We start from the raw sequence: 25996 nt of genomic DNA on the forward strand, positions 1-25996 counted from the left end.
TTTCTCCCCATGCTTTCCTGACATAGTTGTTTCATTGGTTCCAGATGAAAAATGATTCCACCGTCCGACTCCGGCATCCTTTCCCGGAGAAGGCTAGGGCTTCAGTTCGTCAAGGAGCTGCAGAGTGGCCCACAGGACGCCTTCGACGACGATGGTTGACCTACGGCTGCTGGTTGGCATGTATCACAGATTGGTGATTTTCATGGGTGGGCGTCACAGTAAAGCGCAGGAGCGTCTGTCGCCGAGGAGTAAGCAGGTGCTGAGGGCGAGCGTGCTGGCTGCCCCTGTTTCAGCCGGGGTCATACTGACAGGCGCGAACTCTGCATTCGCCTCCCTTGGCCCGGAAATACGCACAGTCCAGCCCAGCATCACATCGGAGCAGTCGGGCGTCGGTCATCCGGTAATAACCTACCGATATTCACCGCGAGTCCCTCAGGGCCTACAGTCAGTGTTTCTCAATTCGTTCAATACCATGAGCGGCGATCTCAACTCCGTCGGCAACACTCGCGGCTCCTGGTACAGACCCGCTGAGACCGACGCAAAACCTGACCTTCATGTGGATTACAACGAAAAGGCATTTGACGGCGAACCATCAGGTATCGCCGCAAATACGCAAACCTTCGAGAGTGGCCGCTCGGTGGTAAACGTGAGGCCGTCTTGGTTGAATGGGGACAACGGAGGCGGACAGACTCCCTCCGAGGACGCCCAGACGCATGTCGTCATGCATGAGTTGGGTCACGTCAATGGGCTGGGTCATTCCACAGGCGGCTCAAATGAGAATTACCCCGGAGAACCCAATGAAATGATGAGGAGCATAGGAGCTCCCGACAGTGAGGGCAAGTGGCTGACCCACTTGTCACCAAATGAGGCACAGTCCGCATGGGGAAATCTGACGTCGTCTGCGGATGGTGCGGGAGCCCCGGCGGATCGGGCTGCTCCTTCGGCGTACCAGAACCCTTCTCAGACTTCGCAGCAGCCGGCGTACGGGTCCGACGGTGGAACGGTCACTGAGTACGCATCGCCTTGGTACGGGGCTGAGCCTGGTGCGTGGCAGGAATTCCGGGCGGACGGCGAAGGTGTGACCCAGGGCCTGGGCCAGGGTTACCAGGACCAGGTTGACTGGAGTCGGGGTGGCCAGGACCAGGTCCCGGTGGAGGACTACCAGGGTCAGGCACCGGAATATCCGGACTACCAGGCCGAGGCGGTGCCGGACTACCCGGCCTATCAGGCCGAGGCGGTACCGGACTACGAGGCCTATCAGACTGAGGCGGTGCCGGAGTACCAGGGCGAGGCACCGGAGTATCAGGGCTACGCGGTTGTGGCGGCCCCGGACTACCAGGAGTCGGCTCAGGATCAGGGTGTCGTCTATGCCGACGATTCCAGGGCCGGCTACACGGGGTGGTGAGCCTGTTGCACACGGTGGGCGTCGCGTGCCGCTCGGCAGCCGGTGACCAGCGCGCCGCGCCGCAATAGCGTTCGCGGTCGTAGGACGTTCGGGGCCCGCGTCGCTCAGCCGCCGCCCGTCGGCAGCCAGCAACCGTGCAGGCCGAGCGGGACCCGGACCGGGATCCGGGCGCGGGCCACGGGGCCGGAAGCCGGGTCCTCGGCCGGGAGGACCAGAAACCAGGCGGACCCGTCGGTGCGGTCGGTGGCGAACGTCAGCCAGTAGCCGTGTTCCTCGGAAGCCCGCCCCGGCGCCGGTGCGAAGACCGGCTCCCCCACGGACAGGTCCCCGGCATCCCAGACGCGGGCGGTGTCGGTCCCGGTGTCATGGAAGCGCACGGCGTCGTACTCGCCGGGCAGCAGGTCCGTCCGGCCCGTCGCGGTGGCCAGCGCGGCGTAGCGGTGGCGCCGGCCGATGAGCCGGTCGTCGATGCGGGGGAACTCCACCCGGGCGTCGTCCAGCAGGGTGCGGGCCATGGTGCCCGCCGCCGGGTCGATGCGCGCCCGCACCAGGCCGCCGCTGGGTGGATCCGCGCCGTCGGGCTCCCCGCCGACGGTCAGCCGGCTCCACTGCACGTAGTCCAGGACCACCGGGGCGTCCGGGCCGGGTGCGTCGTCGTACGCGTTCACCGTGTGCCAGAGCCAGAACGCCTCGTCGGCGGCCCAGCGCGGCGGTGCGCCGTCGCGCGGGACGAGGACCACGCGGGTCCCGCGCTCGGGCCTCCAGGCGAGGAAGGAGCCGCCCGTCATGGCCGCGGCGAAGTCGAAGAAGGCCGGCGCGAGGACGATGACCGCGTAGCGCTCGGTCAGGGCCATGTCGTGGATCATCATCGGCTCGTCCACGCCGTCGACCGGTGTGGGCCCGCGGGTGACCGCACCGTCGCGGCCGATGACCGACCAGGTCAGGTACGGCGGCTCCAGGCCGTAGCAGAAGACGACCATCTCGCCGGTGACCGGATCGATCTTGGGGTGGGCGGTGATTCCCATGGGCAGGATGCCGTCGAAGTCCTCACGGCCCAGCGTCTCCAGACCGGCGCCGACCCGGTAGGGGCACGCGGATTCGGCGAGCGCCAGCAGCCGGCCGCCGTGCTGTACGACGTTGATGTCGGGCATGTCCCTGAAGGTGCCCGCGAGCTCGGGCCCGACCTGGCCGGCGTCCGGCATGATCATCGACTCCACGCCACCCCACAGGGCCCGGCCCGCCCGTTCCTCCACCTCCAGGGCGGGGGTGCGTACGAAGCGGTTGCGGTAGCGGGCGCGGCCCTGCGAGAGCCAGATCCCGTGCAGCATGCCGTCCCCGTCGATGGGGTACAGGTAGGAGCCGATCGGGGTGAAGCGGGGATTGGGCCCGTTGCGCAGGTACAGACCGTCCAGCTCCGCCGGGATCTCGCCCGTCACCTCCAGGTCGGCGACGTCGACCTCCTCGGTCACCGGCGCGAACGAGCCCAGCAGGTGAGGGACCCGGGTCGGGTCGAATCTGAGTGGTGTGTGCGTGTTCATGGGACCTCCCGACGCACGAGTGCGGCGCGGCCGCGGGCGTCCCGTGCGGCACCTTCCAGTGAAGCGCCCTACGGGTGACGGTGCCAGGCGGCCCGGAGTGCGGAGCGGCCAGGGCCGTGCGCAGGATGGGAGTCGGGCCGCGTGCCGTGCGGATCGAGCCGGCCGGGTAGCCCGCTCCGTACTCCGCCGTGGAGGCGACATGGCCGCGGACCGTACCGACGACAGCAGGACGAGCCCCCGCCGCACCGGCATCCTCCTGGGGTTCGCACCGTGGATCATCTTCGACGTGGTGGCGGGCCCGAGCACGTGGAAGCTGGCCGCCTTCGCCGCGCTGATCGCCTGCCTGGTGCTGAACGTGCCGGACCTGCGGCGCGGCAGCGTCAAGGTGCTGGAGATCACCGGGCTGGTGTTCTTCGCCGCGGTCGCGGTCCTGGCGCTGGTGCTCGACCGCGGCGACCTCCTCTGGCTGGAGACCTACGCGCAGACGATCTCGAGCGGGGTCATCGCGGCGGTGGCGCTGGGTTCGCTGGCGTTCACGCCGTTCACCGAGCAGTACGCCCGCGAGGCGGTGCCCCGGGAGTACTGGGGGTCCCCGGCCTTCCGGCGGACCAACCGGGTGCTGACCGCCGTGTGGGGCGGGGCGTTCGTACTCATCGCGATCGCGGGCCTGGTCGCCGCGTTGTCGGGGCACCACGGCGACTGGCTCAACTGGTTCATCCCCGTGGTCCTGCTGGTCGTGGCGATCAGGATCACCGCCTGGTACCCCGAGCACGTGCGCGCCGCCGCCCGGGGCGCCTGAGGGGCGTCCCGGCGTCATCCGGTCCCCAGCTCTCCGGAGCCGGGCGGCCCTGATGGGGCCGTTGTCCGGGCCCTCAGTACGAGAAGGCCATCGGCCGGTCCGCGTCGTCGGGGTCGTCTGGGTCGCCGCCGACGCGGGTGGGCGGGTGAAGCTGGTACTCGGTCGGTTCGGCCGGGCCTGCCATGATCGCCCGGGCCAGCAGCGAGACCTCGATCGCGGCGAGGACGGCGTAGATCAGGGTGTACGCGGTGAGGGACGCGATGACCTCGCCCTGGGAGACCCCGGGCGACACGGCGTCGGCGGTCCGCAGGAGGCCGTAGACGGACCACGGCTGACGGCCCGTCTCGGTGAAGATCCAGCCCCAGGAGTTGGCGGCGAGCGGGAAGGCCAGCGTCCACACCGCCAGCCACCAGTACCAGGTGCCCGCCCGGGCGGGCAGGGTGCGCCCACGGGTCAGGGCCAGGTGCGGCACCTCCTCGTCGCCCGTGCGCAGCCCGGGCCGGAGCATGAAGCGGCGCCGGGTCAGCCACAGTCCGGCGAGGCCCAGCGCCCAGGAGGCCATCCCGAAACCGATCATCCAGCGGAAGCCCCAGAAGGCGACGGGGATGTCGGGACGGTAGTCGCCGGGACCGTACTTGTGCTGCTCGGCGGCGGCCGTGTCGTTGATACCTGGGACGTAGGCGGTGAGGTTCCCCTCGGCCAGGAAGGACAGCAACCCCGGGATCGACCACTCCACGGTGTTGTGCCCCTCGGACACGTCACCGATGGCGAAGACCGAGAAGGGCGCGGACGTGCGGCCCTCCCACAGCGCTTCGGCCGCCGCCATCTTCATCGGCTGCTGCTGGAACATGACCTTCCCCAGCGAGTCGCCGCTGAGCGCCACGAACAGCCCCGCGATGGACAGCGTGACCAGGCCCAGACGCAGCGAGGCACGCATCACGGGAACGTGCCGGCCGCGGCGCAGATGGATCGCGGCCACGCCCACCATGAACGCCCCGCCCGTCAGGAACGCGGCGCAGAGCGTGTGGTAGACGACCACACGGGTGGTCTCCTGGGTCAGCACCGCCAGGAAGTCGGTGAGTTCGGCCCGGCCGGTCCGCGGCGAGATCCGGTAGCCGACAGGGTGCTGCATCCAGGAGTTCGCCGCCAGGATGAACCAGGCCGAGAGCAGCGCCCCGACGGCCATCGCCCAGGCGCACGCCAGGTGGATCCGCTGTGGCAGCCGGTCCCATCCGAAGATCCACAGGCCGATGAAGGTCGATTCGAGGAAGAAGGCGATCAACGCCTCGAAGGCGAGCGGTGCACCGAAGACGTCACCGACGAACCGGGAGTACGCCGACCAGTTCATCCCGAACTGGAACTCCTGCACGATGCCCGTGACCACCCCCATCGCCACGTTGATGAGGAACAGCCGCCCCCAGAACGTGGTGGCCTTCAGGTACGTGCGGTTGCCGGTCCGCACCCATGCGGTCTGCAGGAGCGCGACGAGAACGCCGAGCGAGATCGTCAGGGGGACGAAGAGGAAGTGGTAGACGGTGGTGATGCCGAACTGCCAGCGGGCGACCGTATCGGGCGCCAGCGCCATGTCCATCGGCATCCTCGTCCTCCTCCGTGCGGGCCTGCTTCCCGGACGGCCACTCTGCCCGCCGGGCGGACCCGCGGGCGGCGGGCGGCCGCCGACCCGCACGGGTTTGCCCCGGACGGTTCACACCGGCGCGTCGCACGGGGGGCCGCCATCGGCCGCCGGACGGGCGGCGAGGGCCTCGTGCGTGAGGTGGAGGCCGGCCCGCAGCACGGCGTCGTGGCGCGTCGGGTGGGCCGTGCGCTGGGCGAGGTCGAGCGCGCGGGCCCGGTCGAGCTCGGCGGTGCAGTCCGCACCGCGCAGGGCGGCGTCCAGGGCGGTGGCGGTGGCCCGGACCAGCGCGGCGAGGTCGCGCAGGGCGGGATCCTGGACGGGGTCCTGACCGGAACCGGGAGGGCCCCCGGGCGTGCGCGTGCGGCCGCGCTCCTGGAGCTCCTGGCAGAAGTACTGGAGGGTGAGGGCGGTCCGGGTGGCGATCAGCAGCCGGTCGCCGAGGCCCTCGGGAGGGCGGCCCGGAGTCCGCCACGGAGCCCTGAGCAGGCGCAGTGTCCGCAGCGCCCGCGGCGGCTCCACGCGGTGCACGGCCCGGTCGTAGACGGCGCGGGCGTCGGCGGGCTCCCGCCACAGCCGTTCCGGCCCGGGCGGCTGCCGCGGGGACTCCGGCGGGCCGCCCCGGGCGAGCCTGGCCGCGATTCCGTCGAGCAGGCTCCCGGCACCGGCCCGGTAGGAGTCGAGGCCCGCGGCGGCCCACCGGTACGGATCCGGCGGCCACAGCCGCGGCCCGAGCAGGACGACCACGGCGATCCCGACGGCGCTCTCCACCAGCCGGGCCAGCGCGTAGCCGGGGACATCGGTGGCATAGATGACCAGCGCGCTGACCAGCACCTGCTGGTTCGGGGAGCCGTCCCGGCCGAGCAGGTACATGCCGACGCAGCCGCAGACCAGCACGGCGAGGAAGGACGGCGTCGAGGTCTGGGGCAGCCAGTGCAGCACCAGGGTGGTCAACAGCACGCCCACGACGACACCCACCAGCCGCTCCCATGCCATGCGGGGGGGCGGCGTAGACGTCCCCGCGCAGGATCAGCACGGCCGGCAGGGCGGCGGGCACCGGGAGCACGCTCGTGCCCCACCACAGGCACAGATACCAGGGCACCGCCGCGCACACGGCCAGCCGGGCGGCGGTCCGCAGCCGCGCGCCGCCTGCGGGATCGTGCCGAACGCCGACCGGACCGGGCATGGCGGACATCGTAGGGCCGCGGCCCCCCGGTCCGGGTCAGGTCCGCAGCACCGGCGCGTACGCCGGTCAGGCTGACGTCGCCGGTGATCACGCCGACCCACCGGGCCGCCCTGGGCGGAACCAGTGGTTCGTCACGCCGGTTCGACGGGCAGCCACAGTTCGCAGGTCGCGGTGCTGAAGTCGTCCGCGCGGTCGATGACCGCGACGATCGAGGGACCTGGCCGCAGGCGCCACGGGTTGGAGGGGAACCACTCGGTCGCGGTCGCGGCCCAGGTCGTCTGCGGGGCCTGCGGATGCGGTCCGGCCGTGCGGAAGACAGCCCACTTACCGGCCGGCGACTCGATGGCGTCGAGGTCGTCGAGGTCGTCGGAGACTTGCAGCAGACCCGACGGTTCGGTGTCCCCGAGGCCTCCGACAGCGGCATGCCGGCCAACGACGAGAACATCCGGCGCAGGTGGTATTCGGTCGTGCCGAGCTTCCCGGCCAATGGGTGGACGTCGAGCTCCTCGCAGAGGTGCTCCTCGACGAGATCGACAAGCTGGTTGAGTGCCGAGATCAAGTGGCCCCCTTTCCCTGCCAACCCTGCAGCAATGCCACCGGCTGGACCCGATCGCCGCGATCCGATCCGATCATGCGCTGGACGTACCCGGAGCCGCCCATGCGAGTTCTGCCGGGCAAGCGTTTGCACCGGCGCGCCCGCCTCCCGACTTCCTCCGCGCGGATTGTTGGGACAAGCCGTGGCTCTATCCGCTTCTCGTGAAAGGTCCTTCGCCTTCGCGTCGGATCCTGGCTTCGAGGGAGGTCAGCACCGCTTCGAAGCCGTCGCTCTGCAAGAGGTTCTGGATCACCTGTTTCTCCGTGGTGAGCACGGAGACCCCTTCGATGTCCATGTCGGTGAGCAGCAGGTTGGAGCCGTCGACATCCGACTTGAGCCGGTAGGTCACGGTCAGCGTACGGGTGGGGTCCTGGGGGGATTGGCTGGCCGTCGCGCTCACTCTGTGCGCTGTGGGCTTGTCCTCGCAGGCGGCCCCTGGAGAGACCGGTCCGATACCGAGGAAGACCTCGGTGACCCTGGCGGTCCAGTACGGGGTGAAAGCCTTCAGGTACCGCTCCCGGTCCGCCGAGCTCAGGGAGCGGGCTGCCTTGCGTCCCATGGTGAGGGCCGCGGCGTACTTGGTCCTCAACGAGGGCTCCAGAACCGCCGCGCGCTCACTTGGCTCCGCGTTCAGGACGCTGGCCACGAGGGTGGACACAAAGGCCACGGTGTCGGTTGTCATGATCAAGAACCTAGAGCAAGGGCGGGCCGGCTCCTGCCAGCCCCAGCCCGTCCGTCACTGCGGCTGAGGGAACCAGCGGCGGACAGAGGCAGCGCGGGGCGCGGGGGTCACATCGGTTCGACCACCGACAGGACGTTGCCGGCCGGGTCCTTGAACCAGGCGACGACCGGGCCGCCTTCCTCGCGCACGATGCCTTTCTCGTCCGCCGTGAACTCCGGGTAGCGCTCCATGTGGACGCCGGCCGCCATGAGTTCGTCGACAGCCCGCTCGACGTCGGGCACCGGAAAGTTGAGGACGGTGAAGCTCGCGGGCGCGTGGTTGTCCTTCGGATACACCAGCACCGCGGTGTGGTCGGCCAGGTGGAGGAAGAGCATGCCCTCGTCCTCGGACACGCGCAGGCCCAGCGTCTGCCCGTAGAACTCCCTGGCCTGGCCGATGTCATCGACCGAGAACCCGCTGAAAGGCTTGCCGCTGCCTTCGAACATGATCGTCCCTTCGCCGTGCGGGGCCCCCTCCCATCGTCGCTCAGTGCCTGCCGGGCGTCGAGGCGGGCACCAGCCGGGAGCGCTCCGCTACATGTGGGGCACGCCGTAGTAACGGGCGAACTGTTCGAGGTAGCTGGGCTCGCCCGCGTACCGGGCGGCGTCGTACTCGGGTGCGTTCTTGATCTGCTCCTTGGTCCGGTCGACGTAGACCTTCTCCTCGGCGGCGTCGATCCTGCGGACAGTGCCCGCGGGCAGGAGCACGTGCTTGCCGAAGATCCATGCCCCGGTGTCGACCACGAGGTAGGACGCGCCCACGTCCTCGGTGTGCTTGTCGATCTTCCCGATGTGCCCGTCCGTCGCCTCGACCCTCCAGCCGGTCAGGTCGATCCCCACCTGATGTCCGACGCTGTGCCCGTAGGCCCAGATCTCTGCCTCGTCCATCGTCCTCGCCTCGCTTCTTCCTCGCCTTCGTGGATCTTGGAGCCGGGTCGGCGCCCGCATCCCCTCGGTCCGGTCCGGTAGCGGCCCCGGACGGTCGAGGCGGCTCGTCTCGTCCTTCACGGCCCCCTCCGGCTCCCGTCGGGGTCTCCTGTCTGGCGGCTTCCCGTCCCTCGCCCGGGAAAACCACCGAACGCGCGCCGATGCGGAGGGTAGGAGCGGGTGTCCACAGCGGATCCGCCGGGGCGCGAACGCCGGCCCGGAGCCTGCAGAAACCTGGTCCAGCCCTTGGAGGGCGGGGACGTCAGGTGTGGAGGCGCCCGTTGGTGCCGTCATGGTGGTCCGCGGTGTCGTCGTCGAACCAGTAGTCACCGGCGGCGAGGTAGCGGAAGGAGTGGGCGCTGTGACGGGGGAGCGAAACCGTTGCGGCCCGCGTGCCGTCACCGCGGGACTCGAGTGGGTGGGCGGCGGGGTTCCAGTGGTTGAAGTCGCCGACCACACTGACCGGACCATCGGGGTTGTCCTCGGGGAGGACGAAGGTGACCTGGGCGCGGTTCTTGAGTTGCTTGCGTTCGAGCACGGACAGCTCCAGCCGCAGAAGGGGAACGGAAAGCGAGCCCGCGCATTCTCACCTGCGCCGGTCCCTCGCCCGGACCGCGCGGCGTGTGTCGCGGTGGAGACCACCCGGCCGGACTTTCCGCGCGCTCCCGCCTGATCGGCCACGGGCGGGTCGGCCCGGCTGCGGTTCGTGTCGGGCGCCGGGACCATTCGCGCCCGATCCCTACGGGAACAGGGTGACGAGCTCGGTGATGTCGCGGTCGGCTTCGGCGGGGTGGCGGAACTCGGCTCCGGGGACGCCGGGATCCCGGGCGATGGCCAGGAGGACGCGTACGTGGCTCGTCAGCAATGTCCACGGCAATGTCCACGGCGCTTCGGCAAGCACTTCATCACCCATAACCTCGGAATGCCTGGAATACCCGAACATTGTATGTATGACCAGATTTTCCGGAAATTCTTGACGTATGTGGGATGCGTGCCGACGATGCTGCTGAAGGAGCTGCCCCAGGACACGTCCGGGGAGGCGGGCATGACCAGGATCATGTACGAACCCGACCTCGGCACCATCGTGGTCGGTGATCTGGAGATCGACGTGGAGGCCGGGCCTCCGGGTACCGTCCGGGTCCGTGTGAGCGGTGAGATCGGCCTCGACAATGCCGCCGTGCTCCGCGACACCCTCCTCATCGCCCTCGCCGTGCACCGTGGCAACCTCCTCCTCGACCTGGAGGGAGTGGCCTTCTGCGACTGCGCCGGCCTCAACGCCCTCCTGTCAGTCCGAGCGAAGGCGCAGCGGGCGGGCCGGGGGCTGAGGATCACTGCCGCCGGCGGCGCAGTGGAGCGACTCCTCCAGCTCACAGGCTGCGGCCCCTTGCTCACCTGACCGTGTTCATCGAAAGCCCGTGATCTTCCATGACCGCGTCCCAGCCCCTGAAACCGGCCGTGCCCCCGCACGCGACCCGCACACCGGCCCCGCCGCAGGAGGCGGGCGCTTGGGCTGTGGGCACCCTGATGGCGATGATTCCCGCCCTGGAGCCGACGGCCGAGCTGGTCCTGTCCACCGCGGCCGCGCGGGCCGGCCTGACCCGCACGGCCATGGCCGACGCCATGCTCACCGGCTCGGACGGAACACCGCTCCCAGCCGGCACGGACCGGGCCCTGCGCCACGCTGTCCAGGCAGCCCGCGCCCCGGAAACCAGGGCCAGGACACCCGGCCCCAGCCTGATGCCGCTCCTGGCGGACGCCGGGCGGGCCCTGGGCCGGTTCTTCGACGCCCGCCTGCGCCTGGCGGCCGCTCCGGCCGATGCGGCCGCCCGCCGAGAGTTCGAGGACACCCTGTTCACCCTGTGCGTCCTCATGGGCCGGCCCTGCGCCCACACAGCCCTCTACGAGGCACTCCAGTACACCGAAGGCTGAGGGCTCGCCCCCCATGATTGACGAGACTGAGGCCTCGTTACATGGGCCCTGGGAGAAGCAGTCGGTGCGTGGCAACGACACGTCGAGGGGTGTCGCCATGTCGTTCGTCCGCAGGATTGGTCACCCGCTCCCCCGGGCACGAGCGGGTGTTGGCCCCGGTGGCGATCGCGGCCCGTTACGTGATCGGACGCCGGATCCGCGAGCAGCAGCACTGGAACCGCACGCCCGGACAGCCCTGTGGAGTACGCGCCCCTCGCCGGGGCCGCACACAGCTGATCCTCATCGAGCCGTTCCCCCCTGTCCGTCCGCTCGGATGGCAAGACCAGGGCCTCTGCTGGGCACTGTTTGGGGCGCGCCTGACAAGGAAAGGACTCGAGTGCATCAGTGGATCTTGAAGTGGAGGCGGAACGCATGGTCTGGATGTGGCGGTTCGAGACGGCTGATGGGGCGGAGACGGCACCCGCGGTCGAGCCGGAGGAGTTCACGACGCAGGGGGACGCCGAGGGGTGGATCGGTGAGGTGTGGAGGGAGCTCCTCGACGGTGGCGCCGACAGGGTCATCCTCTTCGAGGACGGCACCGAGATCTACAAGATGAGCCTGAGCGCGGCAGCCGAGGCCTAGAAGCCCGGCAGAAGCCGCTGACCGGCACACCCCGTGGGCCGGCACCGTCATACCGGGTGCCGGCCCGGCGTGCTGCCCTCGCTCCTCGCCGGCGGCCCGAACCCCGACGCCGTACCCCATGCCCCGTAAGCCGTACCCGTGAGTCACCGTCGCACTCACCGGCTGCCGCACCGACCCTGGCGGGAACCGCATGTGAGGTGGAGGAACGCGGCGAGCCGGGGGCGGTGGGCCGTTGCTAAAGTGCGCGTCGATGGGTATCCGGGAACGCGACCGCAAGGTGTACCAGCCTCTACGCAGGGCCGGCCTCCAGGTGCTCCCGAACGCGGTGCCGGCGGGCACGATCCCGTACGTCCACGGATGCGGCGTGGAGGACGTGACCGATGGCTTCTCGCACCGGTACGACACCCCGCGGCTGGTCGAACGGCTCAATGCCGACTGGTACGATCTCGCGGCGTCCACAGGGTTGTTCGACCATCGGCGCGAGTTCCTCCTGCAGCTCCCTCGGGGCACCCGTTCACACCGAGCCGCCCTGGACCACATGCACTCCGGCAACTGGGCACCGGCGCTCTGGACCCGGGTCCGGCTCCTCGACCGCTGGGACATCATGGGCCGGGGCGCCGCGTCGGCGTTCCTCGGCGTGCACTCGGGCCATCCGGGCTTCGGAATGCTGGCCCTGGACGGCAACGTGTACGTCAGTGCCTCGACGGGTGAGACCGGCATCGGTGTGCTGGCCGTGCGCCACCCGGACCGCTCTGAGAACATCCTGCGCCACCTGGAACGAATCGCGCGCGACGGCTCTCCCTACGTCAACCGTGAGTACACGCAGCGGATCGCTGCCTGGCTTGCCGGCCGGCCGGGGAGCCCTTCGGGTCGCTGACAACACGGTCCCGGCGGTTCGGTCCCTCCTGTGCGGAGCCCGTTGACGAGAGCCGCTGCGGAGACGGTCCCGAGGAACCCGTGGGCGGACAAGCAGGCAGTCACAGGATCCGGCGGCCCAGTCGGACCGGTCGGCTCCACGAACCACGGCGGCGCGGCGGGGGCTGGGGGTCTCGAGGCGGCGCTACCGTTGAAAGGTGACGGGAAGCGACGCCGACCGGCGGTGGTCCGAGTCCATGCCGGCGGCCTACGAGCAGTACTTGGTGCCAGTGGTCTTCCGGCCCTTCGCCGAGGACCTGGCCGCCCGAGCGGCGGCACTCCGGCCTCGGCGGGTCCTCGAACTGGCCGCGGGCACCGGTGTTTTGACTTCGCTCCTGCTCGCGGCGGCGCCGTCGGTCGAGGTGACGGCCACGGACCTGAACGAGGCCATGGTCGCCTTCGGGGCGTCCCGGGCCCCCGGTGCGGTGTGGCAGCTGGCCGACGCGCAGCGGCTGCCGTTCCCTGACGGAGGCTTCGACCTGGTGGTCTGCCAGTTCGGCGTGATGTTCTTCCCCGACCGGGTCGCGGCCTTCACCGAGGCCCGTCGGGTGCTGGCCCCGGGCGGCCGGTTCTTGTTCAACACCTGGGGCCCGCTCGGCACGCACGCCTTCGGCGCCGCGCTCCAGGCCGGACTGGAGCGGGCCTTTCCGGTCGACCCGCCACGGTTCCTCCCAACCGTCCCGCACGGCTACTGCGACCCGACGGTCGTGGCCGCCGACCTGACGGCCGCCGGGTTCACCGTCGAGGCGGAGCAGGAAGTGACGTTGGAGGGCCGGGCCGCGTCGGCCGCCGACGTCGCCCTCGGGTTCCTCACCGGGACGCCGGTGCGCGCCGCCGTCGAGGAGCGCGGAGACGGCCCAGCCGTCCGGGCCACCGTCATCGGGGAGATGACGGCCCGTCTGGGCGCGGGGCCGGTTGCCGCCCCGATGACGGCGTACGTCTTCCTCGGCGCGGCCTGAACCGCTCGACAACACCCACACGGGGAGGGACGTGAGCGGCCCACCTCGACGCGCACGCCATCCAGCCAAGGCCTCGGCCAAGCACCCTGCGCTCTAAGAGCCGTTGCAACACCGCATACGGTGCTGCCATGTCTCCTACTACGCCGTCCAGCTGGGGCCGCAGAACCCGCCGCTGGACACCCCTGTGCCCTTCGTGTTGAGCCAGAAGAGGCCGGGCGGGCCTGCGAACCACGCCAGCGGCGTGTCTGATCCCGAGGGCTTCGCGGCAATGGGGGTGGTGGAGACGATGGACGGGCCGGACGCTGTGATGTCCAGGTCCGGCCCGTCCGTCAACCGCTAAAGGTCGAGTTGGTACTGGTGTGTCGTGTGCGTGGGCGTGTAGCCGAGGCTGTCGTTGATCTGTCTCATGTGCGTGTTGCTGTCGGCGGTGTCCGTCAGGAGGCCGCCGAGGTGTGGATAGCGCCCATGGGCGTGTCGGATCGACTCGGCCTTCATCCATCGGCCGAGGCCGTGTCCACGGTGCTCGGGCAGCACGCCGGTGCCGTAGTTCTGGCCATCACCCTTGCCGTCGCCGGGGACGACCAGCTCGGTGAACCCGGCGATGGAGCCGTCGGAGGCGTCGACGGCAACGACGGTGTGCAGGTGGTCGCCTCGCTGTTCAACGGCCTTCGCCGCGGCCCGGACACGGTCCACGTCCCAGGTCCCCGTGCCGTAGTCGGTGTCGTCCATGGGCATGTCGTCCATGGCGCGACGCGAGGCGGCGAACGTCTCGGCGAGGCCGTCGGGCACGGTTCCGTGCCATGACTTCAGCCGGTAGCCGGGATGCGGACGCTCGATGACGCGGGCGAGGGCGTTGATGTCCGCGTCGGCCAGCGGCAAGCGGGAGAACCTCAGGGTGAGGACTTTGCGGAAACCGCGCGCTGGCAGGAAGTGGTCACCTGGCGATCCGGCCTCGGCCTGCGCGATGACGCAGCGTCGGGCATTGGCCCGGGTAGCGGCCACTGCGGCATCGACGAGCCGGGAACCGACGCACTTGCGTCGTTCCATGGGATGGACACCGAGGGTCAGTTCGGCCAGGTGTGCCTGTCCGGGGTCGGTGAACAGCCGCAGGAAGGCGGTCCCGACAGGGATGGAATCGGCGTCGGACGCCAACCATGCAAGACGCCGGGTGCGCGGCGTGTGAGCAGGGTCGGTCAGTGGGGTGATGCGAAACGACAAGGTGTCTCCGTCGTGAGGAGGTGGCAAAGGTCAGTACGCGGACTCAACACCTGGGCACCCCTGCGCATGTGCTCCACACCTCCTCGTCGACAGTGCCGGTCCCGAGCGACATCGGACGGCTGGGAGAACCTAGCTGGCCCATCGGCTCCTCGGCAAAGGGTTAACGAACAGCCTGTGCGAGCGTGCGGTCACAGCCACTCGTTGACGGCCGCGACCAGCGCGGTTGCCTCGAAGCGGACCGCCAGCTTGTCGTACCTCGTGGCCGCGGCCCGGTGTGCTTCAGGCGATTGATGCCGTACTCGACCGCGTGCCTGTCCCGATAGTCAATCTTGTCGAACTTCGGTGGACGGCGACCGCGCGAGCCTGGCTTCTTCCGGTGGAGGGCTTGGTCGGCCTTGTCCGGGATGGTGCAGCGGATGCCGCGTTTGCGCAGGTAGGTGCGGTTCTTGCGGGAGGCGTAGGCCTTGTCGGGGTGCCCGGCCGGCGGCCGCCCCGCCCTCGTCCCCTTCGGCAACAACGGCTCCGACATCACCCAAGATCGACTTTCGATGCACGTCCTCGCACGGGGCGGCATGCCTCGCCCGATCAGTGGTCACGCCGAGAGTGCTCGACAAGAGCCGCACGAGCTTTGTCAGCCGCCGCGATGTTGCCGGAGTCGACCGCTCGCTGAAGGATCGTACGGGCGCTCTCCGTGTCCCCGCTTTCCTGTAGCAGCAGTCCGAGGACCACCATCGCCATGGGGGCCGCGTCCTCATGGTCGGAATCGATTGCCCGAGGGAGGAGCACTTTGGCCCCCTCCACATCTCCCGCGAGTGCCAACTGCACAGCCAGGCAGACGATCGCTCGGGGGGCCGAGTCGCTGTGGCCGGAGTCGATGGCCTGCTGAAGGGCCGTCCTGGCTTCCTCCGCGTCCTCGGGCTGATTCAGCAACTGTCCGAGTTCGAGCGCCGCTCGTGGAGCCGCGTTCCGGTGGCCGGAGTCGATCGCCCGCTGAAAGGCAGCCTTGGCCTCTTCTGTGTCCCCCGCCCTGGTCAGCAACCCTCCGAGTCCGAGCGCCGCTCGGGCGGCCTCGTCATCATGGCCGGAGTCGATTGCCCGCTGGAATGCGGTTTTGGCTTCCGCTACGTCCCCCGATTGAGCCAGCGCCCTTCCGAGTCCGAGCACCGCCGACGGCAGGACCTCGCTGTCACCGAGGTCGATCGCCCGCTGGAAGGCGGCCCTGGCCCCTGCCGTGTCCCCCGTTTGGAGCAGCAGCGTCCCGAGTCCGAGTGCTGCTCGGGGGGCCACCTCGCCGTACCCGGAGTCGATCGCCCGCTGGAATGCGGCCTCGGCTCCCGCTACGTCCCCCGATTGAGCCAGCACCCCTCCGAGTCCGAGCGCCGCCGAAGGCAGGACCTCGCTGTCACCGAAGTCGATCGCCCGCTGGAAGGCGGCCCTGGCCCCTGCCGTGTCCTCGGATTGGAACAGGAGCGTCCCCAACCCGAGCGCTGCCACAGGGGCGTGGTAGGCATGGCCGGAGTCGATCGCCTGCCGGAAGGCGGCCTCGGCCCCCTCCACATCCCCGACTTTGGACAGCACCACTCCGAGCCGGGCCGCTGCCCGAGGAGCCTGTTCGGCATTGCCGGAAGCGATCGCCCGCAGCAGAGCTGTCCGAGCCCCGTCCGTCTCCTCGGTCTTTCCCAGCAGCCGCCCAAGGTTGAACAGCGCTTCGGGAACCGCATCGCCCGCCCCATCGGCGTCGACCGCTTGCCGGTAGGCGGCCTTGGCCCCTTCCGAATCTCCTGTCATCTCCAGCAGCACTCCGAAATTGAGCCTCGCCAAGGAAACCTGTTCGGCGCTACCGAAGTCGATCGTGTGCCGGTAGGCCGCCTTGGACCCCTCCAGATCCCCTGCATGGAACAGCAGTTGCCCAAGGCCGAGCGCCGCCGCGGTGGAGACACCGCTGTCGCCGGAGTCGACCGCTTGCCGGTAGGCCAGGCAGGCGCCGTCATGATCTTGCATCTTGTCCAGCAACACGCCGAGGTTGAGCGCCGCTTTGGGGATCGCGTCGCTGTCGCCGGAATCGATCGCCTGGCGATACGCGGCCTCGGCCCCCTCTGGATCTCCCGAGTTCTCCAGCAGTTGACCAAGGCTGAGAGCAGCGAAGGAAGTGGTGCGGCCACCGTGGCCGAAGTCGACTGCCTGGTCGGCGCGCCCGAGATCGATCGCTTGCTGGAACGCGTCCTTGGCTCCGTCCACATCTCCTGCACGGGACAGGGCACTTCCGAGGTTGAGCAACGCCGAGGGGATGATCCCTGTATAGCCGAGCTCGATCACCCGTCGGAGCGCGGTACAGGCTCCAGCCGTATCTCCCGCCTCGGCGAGCGTCGCACCAAGATTCAGGAGCGCGGGGCCGATGTGATCGGGATGGCCGTTCTCGCTCACGTCGCGCCACAGGCGCTGCGCGATGGGGCCATGTCCGGCCAGGAAGGCCGCAAATCCTACTCCGAGACCGGTTTCCGGTGTCGAACGGGTCTCGACGTAGTCCCAGATCTCCGATGACGGCACCGGCTCCCGATCGCTCAGCCATTGGCTGATGGCGTCGAATGCCTCATAGACTGGTGGTGCACTGTAGGGAATCTTTCTTACCAAAGAGGCGAACTTGGCGACTTCCTTGCAGGCCCAAGCCAGACCGTTGCGAAATTCCTGATCTCCGATTTCCCGGTAAGGAAATATCTCGCCATGCGTGATCCTGGACAGTGCCTGCAATGATTTCTCGTCAATGGCCGACGGCATCCCGGTCCGGCGCCAGTTCACCGCGGCCTGCACGATGGCGACCCCTACCGAATCGTCATGCTGATGATCCTGATAGCGCCGCTGAAGGATGTTGACAGCGGCGAACAGCTCCGGCAAGCGGGCCACATGCTGATCGGGCTGAGCTTCGAGCGAGTACCGGAGACGGGCTTGCGCGAGCTCGTCCCTTTCGAGGACGGATGAGAGCTCGGTATGCCGGCTCGCCCTGCGCAGCAGGCGGCCCAAAGGTTCGTCGAACTTGTCGAATTGAGGTTGAGCGCTGTTGTGCAGTGTTACGGCAATGATGACATCAGGGTAGCGTTCACGCAGTACGCGTAGATTATCGCGAGTGAAGCCGCGCTGCAGATGGCGTTGAGCGTCATCGATCCAGACCACCACAGGTGCCGAATCGCGGCAGATCGCCACACCATGCATGGCTGCCAATGTAGCCAGTGGGCGGTGCGCCGGACTCTCGATGTCCGTCTCCAATGGCGTGCGCAGGGCAACCATCGGCCGAGTCGGATGCGTCGCCTTCAATGCTTCGTAGAGAGTGCGGGACTTGCCTGCCTTGGGATCTCCTCGTACCACCACGATGCGCTGTTGCGCTTCCAGGGCCTCGTCATCCAGGAGGAGATCGCGCAGCGGTTTGTCGATGCCGCGCTCGATGTACGGTGTCGTGTCCTGCGAGGCTTCCCGGGCGATCGTCGAGGGGAACACCCCGATCTCATACGGATCCGTGGACTCGACGGAATACACCCGGTCGTTCGCCAGAATTACCTGGAGGTGACCGCTGGAATCCGCGGCGTGCGTACCGCCGTCAATATCCCCTGAATCCGGTTCGCCGGGGGCCGGCGTCCGGTGCTCGAGGGCCGCCTTGTGGATCGCCTCTGCGACGCTCAGCAGCAAGGGGCGCTCGAAGCCGACTTCCGGGTCCCGGAATCGCGAGTAGGACTGCCCGAACACCAGGGCTGCCGCGGTTCTCCGGGCAGTTGCCGATCTCACCCTCGGGTCGTTCATGTCGAAGATGATGCGTGCGGCATCCTGGTAATCGGGACGCGGAATCAGCGGGACGGCGATATCAAGCAGCTTCTCGATGAGGTGATGCCGGTCACCCTGTTTCACTTCCGGGACAATGGATACGGCGAGACGTTCCAGCGGGCCGAGTGGCACTCGCGTCAACCGGAGATCCCACACACCTATCTCACGCACCCGCAGAAGCGGTTCGATGATCTCCGGTGCGTCCATGATCCAGGCGGGCCGTCGCATGACGGCAGTATCACAGAAAGCCGGGCAACTCCGGCAGGCATGGGGCAGGTTCGTGGCAACCCGCGCCGCGACGCTTCCTCTCGCCGCCCGAAAGGGGCGGACGGGTCAAGGCAGTAGGGCCTCTTCGCCGTGGCTCCCTCGAAACCCTGCCTGACCTTTCGAAGCCTGCGCACCTTGGAGATCCGATGGACCGTTCACATCAGCACGCCAATGACGCGGATGCCACTGCGGCGGACGACCGCTCGACGAGGACCTCCCGCGGCGTGTGGGTGATCATCACCGCCCTCGTATCGCTCCTCGTCGGTCTCGCGGCCGGCATCATCTACGGCGCAACAGGCGACGCGTCATTCGTCGCCGCCACCGGCTTCGCCGCGGGCGCCTTCGTGACCAGCATGACCCTCGGCATGCTTGTCCTCGCCTTCATGCTCCACAGCGACTGATAGCGCGCTGGTCCGGGCCGTCGCACGACACCCCCGGTCCGGGCCGCCGACGCCTCGGACGCACACGTATCCGCAGCGAGTAGGGCATCCGCTGGGGCGGCCTGCCGGTGGCTGGGTGATCAACCCCGGGCCCCGGTCAGCACTGTTCGCATGGTGCTGACCGGGGCTGCGGTGTGTGGGACCCCTGCCGGCGGACCGGTGCACGTGCACCGGTCCGCCGGCACTCCCGGTGGCGCGAGGACCGGTACGGTACGGCGCGTCAGTCGTCCGCGCCCGCCGCGTCGGTCAATTGCCGGGGCGGACGTCGAAGATGTTCATGCGGAGTGCGGCGACGGGGCTGGGCGGCAGGGTGACGGTGGCGAGCTGCTTGCCCGTCGGGATGGTCACGGAAGCGAACCAGATACGTGTCGCGGGCGCGGCCGAAGGGGTGGTCCGGTCGTTGTAGGCGACGTCGTGCCGGTTGTGGTAAGCGGGCACGGCCGCGGCGATCCCACCGTTGGTGGACATGGTGGTCCACCAGTCGTCCAGGCTGATGGTGTAGTTCTGGGTGGAGCCGTCGGTGAAGGTGATCACACCGGAACCGGTGGTCCGTCCGTTGACGGAGAAGCCGAGGAAGCCGAGCTTGGTGCCACTGCCGGTGACGGCGATCTTCTGGCCGGCCGCCCTGACGTTGTCGGGCGTGCCGTAGGGGCCCGGGTGCCAGGTGAAGGGGACCCCGCCGACGGTCTTGACGGCGCCTCGGGTGAAGCCCACGGCTTCCAGGGCCTGGCCGGAGAAGCTGCGTCCGCTGTCGGTGATGGCGCCGGCGGTGGGGTTGGTGTCGCTGGTGACGCCGACCTGGTTGTAGAAGGAGCGGATCGGCAGTGCGGTGGCGGTGACGCCCGCGCCGTTGTAGGCGCCCCGGTTGGGGGCCTTCGTGGCGGAGACCGTGTTGCCGAAGTAGTCGCGTCCGCCGTTCGAGCCGATCACGGCACCGTTGGCCAGTGCGGGCGAACCCGTCAGCAGGCGGTAGCCGGTGAGGTCCGTGCCCAGTTCGTCGCCGCTGCCCGGCGCAACGAGCTTCGGGTCGGCTGTGACGGCGTTCCTGTCACCGGCGGGGGCTTTGACTCCGCCGAGGTAGGTGTTGGAGTCGAAGGTTCCGGTGCTCGGGAAGGAGCCCGACGGAGCGACGAAGATGTTGTTGCGGTACTGGGCGTTGGGCCACCTGGCCGCGCTGATGGGCTGGCTCGGGCAGTAGAACGTGTTGTTGTAGATGTTGATGGGCGAGGTTTCGTCGTCCCCGGCGGCCAGTCGGCAGTCGTCCTGGGCAATGTTGTAGCGGATCACCATGGTCGTGGTGGTGTTGCCCCATTCGGTGCAGTCGGCGCAGTTGAGGAAGAACCCGCCGGCGTTTCCGAAGGAGTAGTTGTACTGGTAGGTGCAGGTGCCCATGACGCCACCGTCACAGTCCCAGGCGGTGGAGTCGAAGGACGATGGCCGGGACCGGCCGACCACGTTGAATTGGAAGACCGGATTCTTGGCGTTGATCGGCCACATGCCGGCGAAGTTGCCCCCGACGAAGGGGTACTTCCCCAGCCCGAGGTCCAGGGCGGTGTTGCGCTCGATCAGGGGCGCGTCCGAGGCGTGGACGACGATGCCGTCGCCACCGACTTCGCGGATGGTGTTGCCGGCGATGTGGACGCCGGTGTGCATACGCCGATTGTCCGGGTCGCCCTGGATCTTGATCCCGCCGCCGCCCGTGTCGTGGACGCTGTTGTCGGTGATCTCCACGCCACGGAAGACTCCGGCCGTGCCCCTGGCGCGTACGGCGATGCCGGACGAGAGGGAGAACCACGCGGCGTTGGCACCGGTCTTGTTGCCCCAGCCCGCGACGTCGGAGACTTCGAGCCCCTTGAGGACGATCCCGGGCTTCTCCGCGGCGGTCGTGGATTCGACGAGGATGCCGGTACGTTCCGCGGTGGTGGCCGCGGGGTTCTTCACGTGCAGTCCGGTGACGGTCCAGTACGTCTGGTCGAGCAGCCTCACCGCCCAGGCAGCACCGTTGCCGTCGATGATCGGCTTCGCCCCGGTGCCGTAGCTGTTGATGGTGATGGGGGCGCCGGCCGCGCCCGATCCCTTGGGTGTCAGGGTTCCGGTGCACACAGTGCCGGACTTGAACGAGATGGTGTCACCGTCGCCGAACGTGCGGGCGTTCACGGCGGACAAGGAGTTCCAGGGACTGGCCAGGGTGCCCGCGCCGGACGAGCCCGACGAGCAGTCGACGTAGTAGGACGTGCGTACGGCTCGCGCCGGCGACGAGGCGTCGGCGACCTCCAGCCCCGGCAGTAGGACGAGGCAGAGGGCACCGGCGACGGCTGCCCCGGATCTGGTCATGGACACGTGATGCTCCCTTACGGGCGTGGACCCACAGAAGGCCCTCGACGAGCGGATCAGACAAGACGCGACGTCGAGTATCAAACGTGGACCAGCACTTCTCCGCGCACAAAACACCGAAATCGGTCGCCCTGGTCACAGGTGCTTCACCCGACTCCTTCAGGAGCACGCCCAACGGCCGAGAGGGCGGTCGTCGGTCCGTGGTTCAAGCGGTGCGGTCGACGTCCTCGGCCGTGACGGGGTGCGCGAAGGGCAGGCCCGCGGTCCACAGGGCAAGTTCGTCCACGGCGGCGGCGGCCAAACGGTGGAGCTCGCCGCCCAGGGAGCCTGCGACGTGCGGGGTGAGCACGATGTTCGGCAGGTCGTAGAGCGGGGAGTCGGCCGGCAGCACCTCGGGGAGGGTGACGTCGATGATGGCGTTGAGGCGCCCGGAGGCGAGCTCGCCGGTCAGGGCGTCCTGGTCGACGAGGGATCCCCGGGACGTATTGATCAGCGTGCTGCCGTCCCGCATCAGGGCGAGCCTGCGGCGGTCGATGAGGTGACGGGTGTCCGGCAGCTCGGGCGCGTGGATGGTCACGACGTCGCAGGTGGCGCACAGCTCGTCGAGCGTGACGGCGCGGGCCCCGAGGCGGACGGCCTCGGCCGCGTGGACGTACGGGTCGTGGAGCAGCAGGTCGAGGTCGTGCGGACGCAGCAGTTGCAGTACACGGCGGCCGATGCAGGAGGCCCCGACGACGCCCACGGTGCGCAGGTAGTTGCCCGCGTCGGGATAGGCGCTCTGCCAGTCGTACGCGGCCCGCCGGGTGCGGTAGTCGTCGCGGATGCGGATCAGCTGTTTGTTGGCGACGAGGACGGCCGCGACGGTGTACTCGGCGACCGGCAGGGCGTTGGCCCAGGCGGCGGAGGCGACCTTGATGCCCCGCTCCCAGCAGGCGTCCGTGATGTGGTGCTTCACCGACCCCGCCGCGTGGACGACGACCTGGAGCCGGGGGGCCGCGGCCAGGACGGTCGCGTCGATCGGCGGGCAGCCCCAGCCCGAGACGATCACCTCGGTGTCGGCGAGTGCGGCCAGGGCCTGCGGGGTGGTGAAGTCGTCCAGGACCAGATGGGGGTCGATGTCGGTCAGGGCGACGAGCCTGGCCATGGTGTGGGCGTCGATCAGACGCGCGGCAAGGTCCTGTTGCATGGCGAGGACGGCGCGTGGACGGCGCTCGGCCTTGCCGCCGGCGGACGGCGGCGTGTCGGGCATGGACTTCTCCTCCTCGGTGTCGGCGTGGGTGTGGGTGCTCACTGGGCGCTCCCCGCGGTGAGGCCGGCCTTCCAGTGCCGCTGGAGGAGGACGAACGCGACGACCAGCGGGACGACCGCCAGCAGCGCTCCGGTGACGACCAGCGGGTAGTACTCGGGGAAGGCTTTGACCTGTGCGTTCCAGGTGAACAAACCCAGGCTGACCGGGAAGAGCGTGTGGTCGGACAGCATCACCAGGGGCAGGAAGAAGTTGTTCCAGATGGCGGTGAACTGGAACAGGAACACCGTGACGAACCCGGGTATGACCATGTGCAGGCCGATCGACCAGAAGGTGCGCAGTTCCCCCGCGCCGTCCATGCGCGCGGCTTCCAGGACCTCGCCCGGTACGTAGCCGGCGCAGAAGACCCGGGCGAGGTAGACCCCGAAGGGGTTGACGAGGGAGGGGAGGAGGACGGCCCAGTAGCTGTTGACGATGCCCACCTCTGACGCGAGCAGGTACATCGGCAGCGCCAGGGCGCTGGTGGGCACCATGACACCGACCAGGACCAGGCCGAACAGCAGTTCCTTGCCGGGGAAGGAGAAGACGTGGAACACGTACCCGGCGGCGATGCAGATCAGGGCGCACAGGACGGCTCCCAGGCCCGCGTACAGCAGGGAGTTGACGTACCAGCGGAAGTAGATGCCGTCACCGGTGGAGGCCAGGTCGCCGAGGTTCCTGCCGAGGTTGAGGTTCTCCAGGGTCAGGGTGTTCCCGCCGAGGAGGTCGGCGGTGTTCTTGGCCGCGGCGGTGAGCAGCCAGCCGAGCGGCAGCAGGGTGTAGGCGCAGGCCATGACGAGCGTGCCGTTGACGACGCTCCTGGACAGGCTCCAGTGCCGGCGGGAGCCGTTCACGCCGGGGACTGCTTCCGGCGTTCGGACCGGGACCGGGTGAGCCGGGTGACGGTGAAGGACAAGGCCGCGGTGGCGCCCGCGAGCACCACCGAGGAGGCGGCGGCGAGGCCGTAGTCGCTGCGATCGAAGGCGGCGGTGTAGGCGTACATGTTGGGGGTCCAGGTGGAGGTGACGCCCGGGGCACTGCCGTGGAGGATCATCGGTTCGGTGAAGAGCTGGAACGAGCCGATGACGGTGAACACGCCGACCATGGCGACGGAGGCGCGGATCAGCGGGATCTTGATGCTGAACGCGGTGCGCAGGGTTCCGGCGCCGTCGACGACGGCGGTTTCGAGCACCTCACGCGGGATGGCCTGGAGGGCGGTGTAGAAGATGACCATGTTGTAGCCGGTCCACTGCCACAGGGCCATGTTGGCCACGGCCGGCAGCGGGTTGCCGAGCGGATCGGGCCGGTTGCCGAGGTGTCCGAGCGCGTCGAGCACGGGGCTGATGCCGGGGGTGTACAGGTACGTCCAGATCAACGCGGCGATGATGGCCGGCACGGCGTGCGGGACGAACAGGGCGAGCTGGGAGAAGCGCGTGGCGCGGGCCAGCGCGGAGTCCAGTATCAGGGCCAGCGCGAGGGCGAGGGCGATCATCACCGGGATGTACAGCAGGCAGTACAGGGCGATGTTGAGGAAGCCGTTGAGGAAGGCTCCGTCCCGCAGGGCCCGGGTGTAGTTGCCCAGGCCGGTGAACACGGTCTCCGCGCCGCCGAATCCGAGTCCGCTGCGCCGTTCGGTGTAGAGGCTGAGGTAGACGGCGTACCCGATCGGCACGAGCGTGCAGGCCGTGAAGAGCAGCAGGAACGGGGCGAGCAGGGCCGCTGGGGCGGCGCGGGGGCCTTTGGTGCGGGTGGTGCGGGAGCCTTTGGCGCGGGTGGTGCCGGTTGTCACGGGGCGACCTTCAGCCCGCGGATCCTGAACTCGTCCACGGTGTCCTGCTGAGCGGTGGCGAGGGCGTCCGCGATGGTGCCGGTCCGCGCGGTGACCTTGCCGAAGGAGTCCCTGAGCGAGCCGTTGGTGACCCCCATGGCGGGGCCCCAGGCCCAGCCGGGCTTGATCGACTTGGCGGCTTCCGTGAAGACGCCGTAGATGTCCTGGCCGCCGTAGAAGGCGGTGTCGAACGCCTCCTTGGCCACCGGGACGAGGGCGGTGGCGGCGGGGTACGAGGACGAGGTCCCCGAGGCGATACGGGCCTTGATGCCCTCGGGCGTGGTGGTGGCCCAGGTGGCGAACTCGACGGCGGCCTCGGCCTTCTTGCTGTCCTTGGAGACGGCGAAGGTGCTGCCGCCGAGCATGCCGCTGGAGGGCTGGCCGTCCCAGGCGGGCAGCGCTGCGACGGCCCAGTTGCCGTTCATGCCCGCGGCCGTGCCCAGGTTGGCCTTGAGGACACCGGCGCCCCAGGAGGCGCCCAGGTAGCCGGCGGTCTCGCCCTTCTGGAGGGAAGCGGTCCACTGCTGGCTGAAGGAGGGCTGGACCTGAACCAGGTCGTCGTCGATCAGCTTCTGCCAGTAGTCGGCGACCTGGTTGCTCTCCGGTCCGGTGAGGTTCACCTTCCAGGCGTCGTCCTCGGCGGTGAACCAGTGGGCACCGTTCTGCCAGGCCACCGCTTCGAAGGTGGTGGGGTCGTCCGGGAAGAACGTGGCGATCCGGGCCCCGGGCAGGGCGGCCTTGAACTTCTCGGCGGCCGTGCGGAACTCGGCCCAGGTCCTGGGGACCGTGATGCCGGCCTTCTGGAAGAGGTCCCTACGGTAGAAGAACGCCTGGGGCGCGACGTCCTGGGGCAGGGCCCAGGTCTTGCCGCCGAGCGAGGTCAGCTCGATGGCGTGCGGCAGGTACTTCGCCTTCAGGCGGTCGTCGACGAGCCCGCTGATGTCCTGGACGGCGCCCTGGCTGACGAAGTCGGGGAGCTGCGGGTACTCGACGTTCAGGACGTCGGGGGCGTTCCCCGCTTTGACCGCGTTGGAGATCTTGGCGTAGCCGCCGGCGTTGCCGGAGGGGATCTCCTCGAAGTTGATCTGGATGCCCGAATGCGTCGCGTTGAAGGCGTTGACGACTTCCTGCGTGCCCTTGGCCCAGCCCCAGAAGGTCAAGGTGACGGGCTTGCCGTCAGCGGCGGAGGCGTCGTCCACGTCGCCGCCGCAGGCGGAGAGGGCCCCGCACAAGGCGGCGACGGTGACGGCGGCGCCGACACGGAGGGCTCTGCGGCGGGAGAACACGAGTGGGCGCATGGCACGGCTCCTATGGGGGAGGTCGCGGGTTCTGGGCAGGGTCGGCCCTGTTTGGGGATCGTGAGCTCGGGGCGACTGGGAGTCACCTCGGAGCGGGAAGCTGATCAAGCTCTAGAAATTCAGATCACATGACCTATCTGATCGACCGACGCGCGAGGCGCCCACTCTAATCGGTGCGACCCTGAACTGGACGTATTGGCAGCTTAGCCACCTCACATCGCCAGTATGACGATCTACCTGCCCGATCATTTGATCGGATCGCCTTGACGAATGATCAGCAAGTTTCTAC

23 protein-coding genes and 2 pseudogenes are annotated in these 25996 nt (G+C 69.0%); 8 read left to right on the forward strand and 17 right to left on the reverse strand.

The window, feature by feature from the left end:
• Window positions 1–124 precede the first annotated feature (124 nt).
• Window positions 125–1405: a hypothetical protein gene (locus OG389_RS00900; protein ID WP_328296501.1), complete on the forward strand. Its 1281-nt coding sequence runs from the start codon at window positions 125–127 to the stop codon at window positions 1403–1405.
• Between the two features lie 104 nt (window positions 1406–1509).
• Here the strand turns inward: OG389_RS00900 and OG389_RS00905 are convergent, their stop codons facing one another.
• Entirely contained in the window at window positions 1510–2943 is a 1434-nt protein-coding gene (locus OG389_RS00905; RefSeq protein ID WP_328296502.1) for a carotenoid oxygenase family protein, read from the reverse strand.
• Between the two features lie 199 nt (window positions 2944–3142).
• On the opposite strand from OG389_RS00905, the gene OG389_RS00910 reads away from it, so the two are divergent.
• On the forward strand, window positions 3143–3742 hold the full coding sequence (locus OG389_RS00910; RefSeq protein WP_328296503.1) for a hypothetical protein: 600 nt from the start codon (window positions 3143–3145) through the stop codon (window positions 3740–3742).
• A gap of 73 nt (window positions 3743–3815) precedes the next feature.
• On the opposite strand, the gene OG389_RS00915 is transcribed toward OG389_RS00910, so the two are convergent.
• The 8 genes and pseudogenes from OG389_RS00915 to OG389_RS00950 form a co-directional block, all read right to left on the reverse strand.
• Window positions 3816–5333, reverse strand: coding sequence for a cytochrome ubiquinol oxidase subunit I (locus OG389_RS00915; RefSeq protein ID WP_328303419.1), 1518 nt, complete (start codon window positions 5331–5333; stop codon window positions 3816–3818).
• A 114-nt stretch (window positions 5334–5447) separates the two neighbouring features.
• Window positions 5448–6371 carry an FUSC family protein gene (locus tag OG389_RS00920; protein WP_328296504.1) on the reverse strand — a complete coding sequence of 308 codons (924 nt, stop codon included), beginning with the start codon at window positions 6369–6371 and terminating at the stop codon, window positions 5448–5450.
• Window positions 6372–6692: 321 nt separating this feature from the next.
• A pseudogene (locus OG389_RS00925) lies at window positions 6693–7120 on the reverse strand (GyrI-like domain-containing protein).
• 184 nt (window positions 7121–7304) lie between these two features.
• Complete coding sequence (locus OG389_RS00930; RefSeq protein WP_328296505.1) at window positions 7305–7838, reverse strand: ABC transporter substrate-binding protein; 534 nt, start codon at window positions 7836–7838, stop codon at window positions 7305–7307.
• A gap of 107 nt (window positions 7839–7945) precedes the next feature.
• A complete protein-coding gene (locus OG389_RS00935; protein ID WP_328296506.1) occupies window positions 7946–8323 on the reverse strand; it encodes a VOC family protein in 378 nt (125 codons plus the stop codon).
• An 87-nt stretch (window positions 8324–8410) separates the two neighbouring features.
• Window positions 8411–8764 carry a PRC-barrel domain-containing protein gene (locus tag OG389_RS00940; RefSeq protein ID WP_328296507.1) on the reverse strand — a complete coding sequence of 118 codons (354 nt, stop codon included), beginning with the start codon at window positions 8762–8764 and terminating at the stop codon, window positions 8411–8413.
• Window positions 8765–9065: 301 nt separating this feature from the next.
• Window positions 9066–9341 carry an isoamylase early set domain-containing protein gene (locus OG389_RS00945; RefSeq protein ID WP_328296508.1) on the reverse strand — a complete coding sequence of 92 codons (276 nt, stop codon included), beginning with the start codon at window positions 9339–9341 and terminating at the stop codon, window positions 9066–9068.
• Between the two features lie 201 nt (window positions 9342–9542).
• The gene (locus OG389_RS00950) at window positions 9543–9668 is read right to left on the reverse strand and encodes a hypothetical protein (RefSeq protein ID WP_328296509.1); all 126 of its coding nucleotides are present in this window, start codon (window positions 9666–9668) and stop codon (window positions 9543–9545) included.
• A 135-nt stretch (window positions 9669–9803) separates the two neighbouring features.
• Here OG389_RS00950 and OG389_RS00955 point away from each other — a divergent pair, with 135 nt between their 5' ends.
• From OG389_RS00955 to OG389_RS00975, 5 genes are all read left to right on the forward strand, one after another.
• Entirely contained in the window at window positions 9804–10199 is a 396-nt protein-coding gene (locus OG389_RS00955) for an STAS domain-containing protein (RefSeq protein WP_328303421.1), read from the forward strand.
• A 29-nt stretch (window positions 10200–10228) separates the two neighbouring features.
• Entirely contained in the window at window positions 10229–10732 is a 504-nt protein-coding gene (locus OG389_RS00960; RefSeq protein WP_328296510.1) for a DUF5133 domain-containing protein, read from the forward strand.
• A 411-nt stretch (window positions 10733–11143) separates the two neighbouring features.
• The gene (locus tag OG389_RS00965; protein WP_328303423.1) at window positions 11144–11353 is read left to right on the forward strand and encodes a hypothetical protein; all 210 of its coding nucleotides are present in this window, start codon (window positions 11144–11146) and stop codon (window positions 11351–11353) included.
• Window positions 11354–11603: 250 nt separating this feature from the next.
• Window positions 11604–12230 carry a hypothetical protein gene (locus tag OG389_RS00970; protein WP_328296511.1) on the forward strand — a complete coding sequence of 209 codons (627 nt, stop codon included), beginning with the start codon at window positions 11604–11606 and terminating at the stop codon, window positions 12228–12230.
• A 235-nt stretch (window positions 12231–12465) separates the two neighbouring features.
• Window positions 12466–13227: a class I SAM-dependent methyltransferase gene (locus OG389_RS00975; RefSeq protein ID WP_328303425.1), complete on the forward strand. Its 762-nt coding sequence runs from the start codon at window positions 12466–12468 to the stop codon at window positions 13225–13227.
• Window positions 13228–13563: 336 nt separating this feature from the next.
• Here the strand turns inward: OG389_RS00975 and OG389_RS00980 are convergent, their stop codons facing one another.
• From OG389_RS00980 to OG389_RS00985, 3 genes and pseudogenes are all read right to left on the reverse strand, one after another.
• Window positions 13564–14445, reverse strand: a complete 882-nt coding sequence (locus OG389_RS00980) for a GNAT family N-acetyltransferase (RefSeq protein ID WP_328296512.1) — start codon at window positions 14443–14445, stop codon at window positions 13564–13566.
• 188 nt (window positions 14446–14633) lie between these two features.
• A pseudogene (locus OG389_RS36680) lies at window positions 14634–14917 on the reverse strand (transposase); the annotation flags it as partial.
• A gap of 113 nt (window positions 14918–15030) precedes the next feature.
• Window positions 15031–18483 (reverse strand): tetratricopeptide repeat protein, encoded by a 3453-nt coding sequence (locus tag OG389_RS00985; protein WP_328296513.1) that lies wholly within the window; start codon window positions 18481–18483, stop codon window positions 15031–15033.
• Between the two features lie 185 nt (window positions 18484–18668).
• Between OG389_RS00985 and OG389_RS00990 the strand changes: the two genes are divergently transcribed.
• Window positions 18669–18923 carry a hypothetical protein gene (locus OG389_RS00990; RefSeq protein WP_328296514.1) on the forward strand — a complete coding sequence of 85 codons (255 nt, stop codon included), beginning with the start codon at window positions 18669–18671 and terminating at the stop codon, window positions 18921–18923.
• A 285-nt stretch (window positions 18924–19208) separates the two neighbouring features.
• Here OG389_RS00990 and OG389_RS00995 read toward each other — a convergent pair whose 3' ends face one another.
• The 5 genes from OG389_RS00995 to OG389_RS01015 form a co-directional block, all read right to left on the reverse strand.
• Entirely contained in the window at window positions 19209–21302 is a 2094-nt protein-coding gene (locus tag OG389_RS00995) for a right-handed parallel beta-helix repeat-containing protein (protein ID WP_328296515.1), read from the reverse strand.
• Between the two features lie 199 nt (window positions 21303–21501).
• On the reverse strand, window positions 21502–22482 hold the full coding sequence (locus tag OG389_RS01000; RefSeq protein WP_328303426.1) for a hydroxyacid dehydrogenase: 981 nt from the start codon (window positions 22480–22482) through the stop codon (window positions 21502–21504).
• A 101-nt stretch (window positions 22483–22583) separates the two neighbouring features.
• The gene (locus OG389_RS01005) at window positions 22584–23375 is read right to left on the reverse strand and encodes a carbohydrate ABC transporter permease (protein ID WP_328303428.1); all 792 of its coding nucleotides are present in this window, start codon (window positions 23373–23375) and stop codon (window positions 22584–22586) included.
• Window positions 23376–23431: 56 nt separating this feature from the next.
• The gene (locus tag OG389_RS01010) at window positions 23432–24370 is read right to left on the reverse strand and encodes a carbohydrate ABC transporter permease (protein WP_443059184.1); all 939 of its coding nucleotides are present in this window, start codon (window positions 24368–24370) and stop codon (window positions 23432–23434) included.
• A complete protein-coding gene (locus OG389_RS01015) occupies window positions 24367–25707 on the reverse strand; it encodes an ABC transporter substrate-binding protein (RefSeq protein WP_328296516.1) in 1341 nt (446 codons plus the stop codon). The genes OG389_RS01010 and OG389_RS01015 overlap by 4 nt, the downstream gene beginning before the upstream one ends.
• Between the last annotated feature and the right edge of the window lie 289 nt (window positions 25708–25996).

Origin of the sequence: Streptomyces sp. NBC_00435 (genome assembly GCF_036014235.1) — a bacterium.
Lineage (GTDB): Bacteria > Actinomycetota > Actinomycetes > Streptomycetales > Streptomycetaceae > Streptomyces.

What these genes read in the sequence shown, in the direction of transcription:
- OG389_RS00905 (WP_328296502.1), bottom strand. Translation starts at nt 2,943, where the DNA reads ATGAACACGCACACACCACTCAGATTCGACCCGACCCGGGTCCCTCAC.
- OG389_RS00910 (WP_328296503.1), top strand. Translation starts at nt 3,143, where the DNA reads ATGGCCGCGGACCGTACCGACGACAGCAGGACGAGCCCCCGCCGCACC.
- OG389_RS00915 (WP_328303419.1), bottom strand. Translation starts at nt 5,333, where the DNA reads ATGGACATGGCGCTGGCGCCCGATACGGTCGCCCGCTGGCAGTTCGGC.
- OG389_RS00920 (WP_328296504.1), bottom strand. Translation starts at nt 6,371, where the DNA reads ATGGCATGGGAGCGGCTGGTGGGTGTCGTCGTGGGCGTGCTGTTGACC.
- OG389_RS00930 (WP_328296505.1), bottom strand. Translation starts at nt 7,838, where the DNA reads ATGACAACCGACACCGTGGCCTTTGTGTCCACCCTCGTGGCCAGCGTC.
- OG389_RS00935 (WP_328296506.1), bottom strand. Translation starts at nt 8,323, where the DNA reads ATGTTCGAAGGCAGCGGCAAGCCTTTCAGCGGGTTCTCGGTCGATGAC.
- OG389_RS00940 (WP_328296507.1), bottom strand. Translation starts at nt 8,764, where the DNA reads ATGGACGAGGCAGAGATCTGGGCCTACGGGCACAGCGTCGGACATCAG.
- OG389_RS00955 (WP_328303421.1), top strand. Translation starts at nt 9,804, where the DNA reads ATGCTGCTGAAGGAGCTGCCCCAGGACACGTCCGGGGAGGCGGGCATG.
- OG389_RS00960 (WP_328296510.1), top strand. Translation starts at nt 10,229, where the DNA reads ATGACCGCGTCCCAGCCCCTGAAACCGGCCGTGCCCCCGCACGCGACC.
- OG389_RS00965 (WP_328303423.1), top strand. Translation starts at nt 11,144, where the DNA reads ATGGTCTGGATGTGGCGGTTCGAGACGGCTGATGGGGCGGAGACGGCA.
- OG389_RS00970 (WP_328296511.1), top strand. Translation starts at nt 11,604, where the DNA reads ATGGGTATCCGGGAACGCGACCGCAAGGTGTACCAGCCTCTACGCAGG.
- OG389_RS00975 (WP_328303425.1), top strand. Translation starts at nt 12,466, where the DNA reads ATGCCGGCGGCCTACGAGCAGTACTTGGTGCCAGTGGTCTTCCGGCCC.
- OG389_RS00985 (WP_328296513.1), bottom strand. Translation starts at nt 18,483, where the DNA reads ATGCGACGGCCCGCCTGGATCATGGACGCACCGGAGATCATCGAACCG.
- OG389_RS00990 (WP_328296514.1), top strand. Translation starts at nt 18,669, where the DNA reads ATGGACCGTTCACATCAGCACGCCAATGACGCGGATGCCACTGCGGCG.
- OG389_RS01000 (WP_328303426.1), bottom strand. Translation starts at nt 22,482, where the DNA reads ATGCAACAGGACCTTGCCGCGCGTCTGATCGACGCCCACACCATGGCC.
- OG389_RS01005 (WP_328303428.1), bottom strand. Translation starts at nt 23,375, where the DNA reads ATGGCCTGCGCCTACACCCTGCTGCCGCTCGGCTGGCTGCTCACCGCC.
- OG389_RS01015 (WP_328296516.1), bottom strand. Translation starts at nt 25,707, where the DNA reads ATGCGCCCACTCGTGTTCTCCCGCCGCAGAGCCCTCCGTGTCGGCGCC.